The sequence below is a fragment of the Acidisphaera rubrifaciens HS-AP3 genome (assembly GCF_000964365.1).
Taxonomy (GTDB): domain Bacteria; phylum Pseudomonadota; class Alphaproteobacteria; order Acetobacterales; family Acetobacteraceae; genus Acidisphaera; species Acidisphaera rubrifaciens.
Window position 1 is genome coordinate 1 of the sequence record NZ_BANB01000378.1, and the last position, 5981, is coordinate 5981.

Genomic DNA, 5981 nt, shown 5'->3' on the forward strand with positions numbered 1-5981 from the left:
GCCCTGCGCGAAGCGGGGGCGGCAGCCTCGCGCGGCTGGCACGCGACGCTCGTCGGCCGCACCGTCAGCGTGCTGACCGAGACCGGGGAGGACGGGCGGACGGAGCATTTCGCCCGCGTCCGCTTCCCCGCGCCGCTTCCGCCGGGCAGCCTGCTGCGCGCGCGCATCGTCGCCGCAGCCGACGACCACCTTCTCGGGGAACCCGTCTGACATGGCGCTCGGCTTCTTCAACCGGCTGAAGGCCGGGCTGTCGCGCAGCACGCAGAAACTCAGCGACGGCATCACCGGCGCCTTTACCCGCCGCAAGCTCGACGACGCGGCGCTGGAGGAGCTGGAGGAGACGCTGATCGCCGCCGATCTCGGCACCGAGGTCGCGGCGCGCGTCATCGCCGCCTTCCGCCGCACCCGCTTCGGCCGCGAGGTGACGGACGAGGAGGTCAAGACGGCGCTGGCCGGCGAGATCGCGGAAATCCTCGCGCCCGTCGCCCGTCCGCTGGAAATCGACCCGGCGCACAAGCCGTTCGTCGTCCTCGTCGTCGGCGTCAACGGCACCGGCAAGACGACCACGATCGGCAAGCTCGCGCAGCACTACGCGGAAGCGGGGCTGCGGCCGATGCTGGTCGCCGGCGACACGTTCCGCGCCGCGGCCGTCGAACAGCTCCAGATCTGGGGCCAGCGGACCAGCGCGCCCGTCATCGCCGGGGCCGCCAACGCCGACGCCGCCGGCCTCGCGTTCGAGGCCCTGACGCGCGCCGCGGCCGAGGGCGCGGACGTGGTGCTGATCGACACCGCGGGGCGGCTGCACAACAAGTCGGTGCTGATGGAGGAGCTGCGCAAGATCATCCGCGTGATCCGCAAGCACGACCCGTCCGCCCCGCACGCGACCTTGCTGGTGCTGGATGCCACCACCGGCCAGAACGCCATCCAGCAGGTGCGCGTGTTCAAGGAGATGGTGGATATCACCGGCCTGATCGTCACCAAGCTCGACGGCTCGGCGCGCGGCGGCATCGTGGTGGCGCTGGCCGAGGCGTTCGGCCTGCCGGTCCACGCGGTCGGGGTCGGCGAACAGGCGGCCGACCTGCGACCGTTCGACGCCGAGGACTATGCGCGGGGCCTTGTCGGGACCTGAGCCGTGACCTGAGCGCCCCGGTCCCGTCGCGCCGTCAGGCCAGGGCGAAGCAATAGAGGACGAAGCCGAGGCCCGCGAGGAGCGCCACGACCTCCAGCGGCCGCAGGTCGAACAGCCAGGGCGGCACCCGGCGCATGTCGACGGTCGCCTCGTCGCCCTCGTGGGGCCATGTTCGGGCGGATGATCCCGCCGCCCGCGGCACGTCGCGCACATGTCCGTCCCGCCAACGCCCGTCCTGCATCTCTGCCTCCGTCTGCTGGCCGCGCCCGCCCGGTCCGCCGGGCCGGCGCCAAAATCCGGGTTGCGTGTCTGCTACGGCGCAGCCTCGTTCGATCCCCCGCCGGGCAACTATGAAATCCTTCACATAGAAGCCGCAGGCGCGCGGTTTCCGGCGACGATTTGCGGGCAGGCCCAACCGCTGGTTACATCGGCCCCGCCGGGCGGATGCACCGGGACGCCCATGACGGGACGCCCATGAGGGGACGCCCATGAACCGCGAGCCAATGCGGAGCGGCGATCAGACGGAACGGGGGAGCGACCGCTGCGGGATGCGGGGGCGGCAGGAAACGGGGCAGGCGACCATGGTGGAGGACGGCGAGAGCGTCATCCTGGACTTGCTGGGGCAGCACCGGATCCTCCGGCACCTGCCGGCGCCGGCGCTCGGCGCCCTGGTGCGCGGCGCCTCGGTGCAGCGCGTGGCGGACCGCGGCGTCATCTTCCGCCAGGGCGACGAGGGCCGCTCCGTGCTCGCGGTGATCGAGGGCTACGTCAAACTGTCATCCTCCACCGCCGCCGGGCGCGAGGTGGTGCTGGAGGTCGCGGGGCCGGGCAACGTGTTCGGCGAGGTGGCGGTGCTCAACAACTGGCCGCGCGCCGCCGATGCGCTCGCCCTGTCGCCGGCGCGGCTGCTCGCCATCGACGGCCGCGCCTTCATGCGCGCGCTGCAGGACGCGCCGACCGCGCTGATGGAGGTCGCGCGCCTGTTGAGCGAGCGTCTGCGCCGCGCGACCGAACAGCTCACCGACAGCGTCGACATGCCGGCGGCGGCGCGCATTGCCAAGGCACTCATTCAACTCGCGGGGCTGCATTCGCATCCGGTGCGCGGCGGCCTGCGCATCGACCTCGCACTGTCGCAGCGCGAACTCGGCGCCATGACCGGCCTGACGCGCGAGAGCATCAACAAGCACCTGTCGGCCTGGCGTGACGCGAATTACGTCACGTTCAACGATGGAGCCATTACGTTGGTCAATCTCTCGGCGCTACGTGACCTGCTGCAAGATCCCATGCTCGCATGACGCGCGGTAATACCAGTCATCCTGCCTAGACACCCCGGCGCGACAATATGTTGCGCCCGCGAACTGCGGGGGCGTAAAGTGCAGATATGTTGACCGATGTTCACACGCGGATGCGTGACGAGATGCAGGCTTACAAGCGCGACCGCATCCTGCAGGAGGCGGTGCGCCTGTTCCACAGCCGTGGCTTCACCGGCACCACGCTCGACGACGTGGCCTCGGCGCTCGGGGTGACCAAGCCGTTCATCTACACGCATTTCCGCAGCAAGACGGAGCTGCTCGGCGCGATCTGCCAGCCGACGATCCAGCTTTCCTGCGACGCGATCGCCAACGCCGTCGCGCGCGGCGGCACGGCGTCGGAGCGGCTCTATCGGGCGATGGTGGACTTCACCCGCGTGGTCCTGCGGCGTCAGTCCAACATCGCCGTGTATTTCCGGGAGGAAAAGCACCTGTCCGCCGATGCCGTGGAGACGATCAACGCGGCACGCAAGACCTTCGACCGTCTGTTGTCCGACCTGCTGGCCGAGGGTGCGGCGACCGGGGAGTTCAACATCGCGGACCCGCACATCGCCTCCCTCGCCCTCGGCGGCATGATCAGCTGGACCTATACGTGGCATCACGCGGACGGCCGGCTGACCGAGGATGCGCTGTGCGAGCGCATGGCCATGCTCGCGATGCAGCTGGCCGGCGCGCAGGTGCCGCGCCACGCGGACGTCGCCGCCGCCTGACCGGCGGTTGCGGGCCGCCTCGCCGGGTATCGTATACGAACGCCCGGTTGCCGGCGGAGACTGGACGGACGACAAACGCGCGGGAGCAAACGGAACCTGCGCATGCCATCGTCGACGTCACGCCTAGCGGCGCTGCTGGTCTTTGCCGCCGCCACCGCCATGCCTGCCCAGCGCGCGTGCGCGCGCGTCCTCCGGCTTGAGATCACCCAGTCGACGCCGGCCTTCGGCGGACGCAGCTTCGGCGACGCGGGCGCCTATCGCCACCTCGTCGGCCACGTGCAGGGCGAGGTCGATCCGGCAGACCCGCACGACGCGCTGATCCAGGATCTGTGGCTCGCGCCGCGCGATGCGCACGGGCGCGTCGCCTATGACGCCGACATCGACATCCTCGTGCCCGCCGACCCCGCCCACGCCAACCGCCTGCTGCTGGTCGAGGTGCCCAATCGCGGCAACAAGCTCGCCCCCGGCTTCTTCAACCTCGGCGTGCCGCCTGGCGCGGCGGCGCGCAACGCGCTCGCCGATCCGGGCGACGGCTACCTGTACCGCGAGGGCTACACCCTGGCCTGGGTCGGCTGGGAGCAGGACCTGACCCCGGGCGACGGTCGCCTGCGCATGCGCCCCGTGGTCGCGCATGCGCCGGACGGGGGGCCGATCACCGGGCTGGTGCGCGCAACGCTCACGACGTCCGCGCCGGCCGACGACCTGCCGCTCACGGCGACCGCGGGCGCCACGCCGCCCGTGCCGTACGCCGCCGCCGATACCGACAATCGCCGCCCCGACGCACAAGGCTTCGTCCCCACCCTCACCGTGCGCATGAATGAACAGGCGCCGCGTGTCCCGATCCCGGCCGATCAGTGGCATTTCGGCGCCTGCGCCGCCGGCGGTGCGGCCGCCGGCGCCGCGCCCGTCGATGCAACCCGCGTCTGCCTCGCCGGCGCGTTTCAGCCCGGCCGGCTGTACGAGCTGATCTACCGGGCCCGTGATCCGCTGGTGCAGGGGCTCGGCTTCGCGGTCCTGCGCGACGTCGGCGCCTTCCTGCGCGACGCGCATGCCGACGACGCCGGCACGCCCAACCCCGTCTATGCGCAGGATCAGCGCGCGATCATCGAAGGCAGCAGCCAGTCCGGCCGCTTCATCCGCAGCTTCCTCGCGCTCGGCTTCAACGAACGCGAGGGCGGCGGGCGCGTCTATGACGGCGCCTTCGTCCACATCGCCGGCGGCTTCCTGCCGCTCAACGTCCGGTTCGGCCAGCCCTTCCGCAACGGCGGCGACCAGACCGACCGCGACTATCCCGGCTATGCCTTTCCGTTCAGCTACCTGCGGCAGACCGATCCGCTCACCGGGGCCACCGCCGGCGTGCTCGACCGCTGCGAGGCGACGGCGACGTGTCCGCGCATCTTCCACGTCGCGACCGCGCTGGAGTTCTGGGAACTGCGCCAGTCGCTCGGCCTGACCGACCCGCTCGGCCGCGCCGACCTGCCGAACCTGCCGGACGTGCGCACCTATGTGCTCGCCAGCACGCAGCACATCCCGGCCGCCCTGCCGCTCGCCCCGTCGGCGCATTGCCGCTACACGCCAAACCCCAATCCGCAGAACTACACGCTGCGCGCCCTGCTGCTCGGCTTCGCCCGCTGGGTGCGCGACGGCATCGCGCCGCCGCCCTCCGTCGTGCCGCGCATCGCCGACGGCACGCTGGTGCCGGTCGATCAGGTGCGCTTTCCCACCATCCCCGCGACCGATTACGACGGCATCGCGCGGCCGGCGGTGCCGCCCGTGCTCCATGATCCGACGCCGCTTCACGTGCTGTTCTACGGCCCGCGCTACAACCAGACGCTGGTCAGCGGCGAGATCGCGATCGAGCCGCCGTCGCCGCTGCCCGGCGGCTATACGGTGCTGGTGCCGCAGGTCGATGCCGACGGCAACGACGCGGGCGGCATACGCAGCGTGTTCCAGCAAGTGCCGATCGGCACCTACACGGGCTGGAATCTCGACCGCGACGGCTGGTTCCCCGGCGGGCTGTGCCATCTGCAGGGGAGTTTCATCCCCTTCGCGCGCACCCGCGCCGAACGCCTCGCCACCGGCGACCCGCGCCTGTCGATCGAGGAGCGGTATCCGACCAGGCCCGCCTATGTCCTGGCGATGCGCCGCGCCGTCTCCACGCTCAACACCTATCAGTTCCTGCTGCCGGAGGACGCGGCGGCGCTGGTCGAACAGGCGGAGCGCGACGGCGTCCGCAGCGGGCCTTAGACGCCCCGACGCCGGTCAGCCGGCGCCGTATTTGACCGTACAGCCATACGGCCGCGTGACGGGATACGGCACCGGTTTGCCGGCGGCGACCGCCTCCATGGCCAGACGCGCATAGGGCGTCGCGTGCGCGATGTCGGCCACGCGCGTGGAGGGGATGCTGTCGGCGCCGCCCATGTAGCGCAGCACGCCCGACGCATCGATGACGTAGATCTGCGGCGTCGTCTCCGCGTCATACAGATGACCGAGCGCGCCGGTCGGATCGAGCAGGACATGCGCCGGATCGGCGCCGCGATCCTTCGTCAGCGCATTGGCCCGCGCGGCGTCCGCGTAGCCCTGTTCGCCGGGCGCGGAGCTGATCACCGACAGCCAGACGACACCGAGGCTCGCCGCCTCCTTCTGCAGCGCCTGCATCGCGCCGCTGCGATACCATTTGCCGACGAACGGGCAGCCATCATTCGTCCATTCCAGCACCACCGGATGCCCGGCGAGCGCCGCGAGGCGCACGGTCGTCCCGTCGCTGGCCGTCGCCGTGAAGCCCGGCGCCTTGGCGCCCACCTCGGGCTCGGCGGCGGCGGCGCGGGCGGG

General features: G+C 71.5%; 6 protein-coding genes and 1 pseudogene. 5 read left to right on the forward strand and 2 right to left on the reverse strand.

Annotation, left to right across the window (positions count from 1 at the left end; translation table 11 throughout):
* Together B8460_RS21890 and ftsY are read left to right on the forward strand one after the other, a co-directional pair.
* Window positions 1-210, forward strand: a pseudogene (locus B8460_RS21890) (tRNA (N(6)-L-threonylcarbamoyladenosine(37)-C(2))-methylthiotransferase MtaB); the annotation flags it as partial.
* A gap of 1 nt (window position 211) precedes the next feature.
* Window positions 212-1129, forward strand: coding sequence for a signal recognition particle-docking protein FtsY (gene ftsY, locus B8460_RS11370; protein ID WP_048861715.1), 918 nt, complete (start codon window positions 212-214; stop codon window positions 1127-1129).
* A gap of 34 nt (window positions 1130-1163) precedes the next feature.
* Here ftsY and B8460_RS11375 read toward each other — a convergent pair whose 3' ends face one another.
* Window positions 1164-1370 (reverse strand): hypothetical protein, encoded by a 207-nt coding sequence (locus B8460_RS11375; RefSeq protein ID WP_048861716.1) that lies wholly within the window; start codon window positions 1368-1370, stop codon window positions 1164-1166.
* Between the two features lie 247 nt (window positions 1371-1617).
* Between B8460_RS11375 and B8460_RS11380 the strand changes: the two genes are divergently transcribed.
* The 3 genes from B8460_RS11380 (at window position 1618) to B8460_RS11390 (ending at window position 5396) form a co-directional block, all read left to right on the forward strand.
* Window positions 1618-2424: a Crp/Fnr family transcriptional regulator gene (locus tag B8460_RS11380; RefSeq protein ID WP_048861717.1), complete on the forward strand. Its 807-nt coding sequence runs from the start codon at window positions 1618-1620 to the stop codon at window positions 2422-2424.
* A 122-nt stretch (window positions 2425-2546) separates the two neighbouring features.
* Window positions 2547-3149, forward strand: coding sequence for a TetR/AcrR family transcriptional regulator (locus B8460_RS11385; RefSeq protein ID WP_206742648.1), 603 nt, complete (start codon window positions 2547-2549; stop codon window positions 3147-3149).
* A gap of 102 nt (window positions 3150-3251) precedes the next feature.
* On the forward strand, window positions 3252-5396 hold the full coding sequence (locus B8460_RS11390) for an alpha/beta hydrolase domain-containing protein (RefSeq protein WP_048861719.1): 2145 nt from the start codon (window positions 3252-3254) through the stop codon (window positions 5394-5396).
* Window positions 5397-5411: 15 nt separating this feature from the next.
* Here B8460_RS11390 and B8460_RS11395 read toward each other — a convergent pair.
* On the reverse strand, window positions 5412-5981 hold a 570-nt coding region (locus tag B8460_RS11395; RefSeq protein WP_048861720.1), incomplete at its 5' end, for a redoxin domain-containing protein.

Excerpts from the sequence above, each read along its gene's own strand:
- B8460_RS11375 (WP_048861716.1), bottom strand. The coding sequence starts at position 1,370 with ATGCAGGACGGGCGTTGGCGGGACGGACATGTGCGCGACGTGCCGCGG.
- B8460_RS11390 (WP_048861719.1), top strand. The coding sequence starts at position 3,252 with ATGCCATCGTCGACGTCACGCCTAGCGGCGCTGCTGGTCTTTGCCGCC.
- B8460_RS11385 (WP_206742648.1), top strand. The coding sequence starts at position 2,547 with ATGCAGGCTTACAAGCGCGACCGCATCCTGCAGGAGGCGGTGCGCCTG.
- B8460_RS11380 (WP_048861717.1), top strand. The coding sequence starts at position 1,618 with ATGAACCGCGAGCCAATGCGGAGCGGCGATCAGACGGAACGGGGGAGC.
- ftsY (WP_048861715.1), top strand. The coding sequence starts at position 212 with ATGGCGCTCGGCTTCTTCAACCGGCTGAAGGCCGGGCTGTCGCGCAGC.